The sequence below is a fragment of the Streptomyces sp. NRRL B-24572 genome, assembly GCF_002156145.1.
Lineage (GTDB): Bacteria > Actinomycetota > Actinomycetes > Streptomycetales > Streptomycetaceae > Streptomyces > Streptomyces vietnamensis.
In genome coordinates this window covers 1-2,935 of sequence record NZ_MWIG01000528.1, presented here as the reverse complement: position 1 = coordinate 2,935, position 2,935 = coordinate 1, and the positions used below count along the sequence as shown (strand labels likewise).

The 2,935-nt window shown below is 74.9% G+C and carries 3 protein-coding genes; 2 read left to right on the top strand and 1 reads right to left on the bottom strand.

Features of this window, described 5'->3' with window-relative positions; translation table 11 throughout:
• Both CCN56_RS28955 and CCN56_RS28950 read left to right on the top strand, forming a co-directional pair.
• A partial coding sequence (locus tag CCN56_RS28955; RefSeq protein ID WP_256962219.1) for an MFS transporter occupies positions 1 to 1,186 on the top strand: 1,186 nt, incomplete at its 5' end.
• Positions 1,183 to 2,256: an acyl-CoA dehydrogenase family protein gene (locus tag CCN56_RS28950; protein ID WP_086830934.1), complete on the top strand. Its 1,074-nt coding sequence runs from the start codon at positions 1,183 to 1,185 to the stop codon at positions 2,254 to 2,256. The genes CCN56_RS28955 and CCN56_RS28950, both read left to right, overlap by 4 nt.
• Positions 2,257 to 2,314: 58 nt before the next feature.
• Here CCN56_RS28950 and CCN56_RS28945 read toward each other — a convergent pair.
• On the bottom strand, positions 2,315 to 2,935 hold a 621-nt coding region (locus CCN56_RS28945; RefSeq protein ID WP_143664654.1), incomplete at its 5' end, for a nucleotide disphospho-sugar-binding domain-containing protein.

The following is a 2,935-nucleotide window of genomic DNA, read 5'->3' as shown; positions in this document are numbered from 1 at the left end:
CGCCGCCGGTTATGTGGCGCGCCCGCTCGGCGGCGCCGTCTTCGGCCACTTCGGCGACCGGCTCGGCCGCAAGTCCATGCTCGTCCTCACCATGGCCCTCATGGGCGTGGCGAGCTTCCTGATCGGCGTCCTCCCGACGTACGGGACGATCGGCGTCGCGGCTCCCGTGCTCCTGGTGCTGTTCCGCGTCGTCCAGGGCGTCGCCATCGGCGGGGAGTGGGCGGGTGCGACGCTCATGGTCGTCGAGCACGCCGACCCGAAGCGCCGGGGCCTGTGGAGCGGCGTGATGCAGATGGGCTCCCCCATCGGCTTCCTGCTCTCCACGGTCGCCGTCACCCTCGCCTCGCTGCTCCCCCACGACTCCTTCCTGTCCTGGGGCTGGCGGGTCCCGTTCCTGTTCAGCGCGGTGCTTCTCGGGATCGGCCTGTACGTGCGCGTCAGCATCTCGGAGAGCCCGCTGTTCCGGCAGGCGGCGCAGGAGCGCGGCGCCGGTGAGGCTCCCGGCGTTCCGCTGGCGCAGGTGCTGCGCAGGCCCCGCAACCTCGTCCTCGCGTGTGCCGTGGGCATCGGCCCGTTCGCGCTGACGGCGCTGATCAGCACGTTCATGCTCACGTACGCCACGGCCATCGGATACGCCACCTCCGAGGTGATGACCGGGCTGCTCTTCACCTCGGTCACGGGCCTCGTGTCCATCCCGCTGTTCTCCGCGCTCTCCGACCGCGTGGGCCGCCGGGCCGTCGTCCTCGGCGGTGCGGCGGGCGTCGTCCTGCTCGCCTTCCCGGTCTACGCCCTGGTCGACGCGCGCTCGAACACGCTGCTGATCCTCGGCATGGTCCTCGGCCAGGTGGTGCAGTCCGCGATGTACGCGCCGCTCGGGCCGCTGCTCTCGGAGATGTTCGGCACCCGGGTCCGCTACACCGGCGCCTCGCTGGGCTACCAGCTGGCCGCGCTGATCGGCGGCGGATTCACCCCGATGTTCGCCGGGAGCCTGCTCTCCGGTTCCGAGGACATCCGCAGCACGCCCCTCGTGGTGCTCGCCGTCGTCTGCGGGCTCGTGACCGCGCTCGCCGTCTGGCGCACGGCCGAGACCCGGGGCCGGGACCTGTCGGCGGAGGACCCGGAGGACCCGGCGACGCCGGACGAGCAGCCCCGTACCCGTACGACATCGAGAGGAGCAGAGGCATGAGGCCGACGGAGGAGCAGGAGGAACTGCGGTCCGCCGTGCGGGCCGTGCTCGGACGGCATCCGGGGGAAGCGGCCTGGCGGCCGCTGACCGAGCAGATCGGCGTCGCGGGTCTCGCCGTGCCCGAGGAGTACGGCGGCGCCGGGTACGGGGCCGGGGAGGTCCATGTGGTGGTGGAGGAGCTGGGACGGGAGCTGAGCCCCGTCCCGTACCTCGGCTCCGCGGTCCTCGTGACACAGGCGCTGCTCGCCTCGGGCGACGGGGAGGCGTGCGCACGGCTCCTTCCTGACCTGGCCTCGGGCGCCGCGGTGGGGGCCCTGGCGTGGGCCGAGGCCGGTTCCTGGGACCCTTCGGCCGTACGGGCGGAGGCCACCGCCGGGCCCGGCGGTACGTGGCGGATCACCGGCACCAAGGAGCACGTCCTCGACGGCGCGACAGCCGGGGTGCTGCTCGTGGCGGCCCGTTCGGGAGCGGGCGTCTCGCTCTTCGAGGTGCCCGTGGACGGCGCGGGCGTGGGGCGTGGGGCGGCGGTGACGATGGACTCCACCCGGGCGCAGGCGCGCGTGGTGCTCACGGAGGCGGAGGGCCGTCTCGTGGGGGTGGAGGGCGAGGGCGACCGGGTCCTCGCGCACGTACTGGACCTGGCGTGCGCGGCGCTCGCCGCCGAACAGGTCGGCGCCGCCGCGCGCTGCCTCGAAGTCACCCTCGCCTACGCGCGGGAGCGGGTCCAGTTCGGCCGGGCGATCGGCTCCTTCCAGGCGGTCAAGCACCGCCTGGCCGACGCGTACGTCCTGGTGGAGTCGGCGCGTTCGGCCGCGCTCGGCGCCTCCTTCGCCGCCGCCGCGGGCGATCAGGAGCTGACGCGGCTGGCGGCCGCCGCCAAGTCCGCCTGCTCGGAGGCGTTCTCGGCGGTGGCCGGCGAGATGATCCAACTGCACGGCGGCATCGGCATCACCTGGGAGCACGACGCCCACCGCTACTTCAAGCGGGCGCACGGCTCGGCCCAGCTCTTCGGCCCGCCGGCCTGGCACCGGGCCCGTCTGGCGGCCGATCTGGGTCTGGTCACGGCCTGACGGACCTCGACCGTAGGGGGCGGGGTCCCCGCCCCCTACGGGAAGCCCTCCTCGTCCGTCACCCGGCGCGTACGGTGTCGATGTGGGCGAGCACCGGCGCCGCGCCGTCCTCCGCCGCGATCCCGCGGGCGAGTTCGGCCGCGCGGCGGCGGAGGGCCGGCTCGGTCAGGCAGGCCGTGACGGCATCGCCGAGGGCTTCGGCGGTGAGGTCCTGGAACGGCACGGGCCGCGGGGCGACCCCCAGCGCGTGCAGCCGGGACGCCCAGAACGGCTGGTCGTACATGACGGGGACGGGCACGGCGGGTACACCGGCCCGCAGTCCGGCCCCGGTGGTGCCCGCCCCGCCGTGGTGGACGACGGCGGCGGTGCGCGGGAACAGCCAGTCGTGCGGAACGTCGCCGATGGCCAGGAGGTCGGAGCCGTGACCGCTCAGTCCGGCCCATCCCGCCTGCACCACCGCGCGCACGCCCGCCCGCTTCACCGCCGCGGCCACCAGCTCGCCGAGCCGTTCGCCCTCCCCCGGCGCCATGCTGCCGAACCCGAGGAACACCGGGGGCGGGCCGGCCTGGAGGAAGTCGACCAGTTCGGCCGGGGGTTGCCAGGCGTCCGGCCGTGCGGGCCACCAGTAGCCCGTCACGTCGGCCCCGGACGGCCAGTCCCCGGGGCGCGGCACCACCAG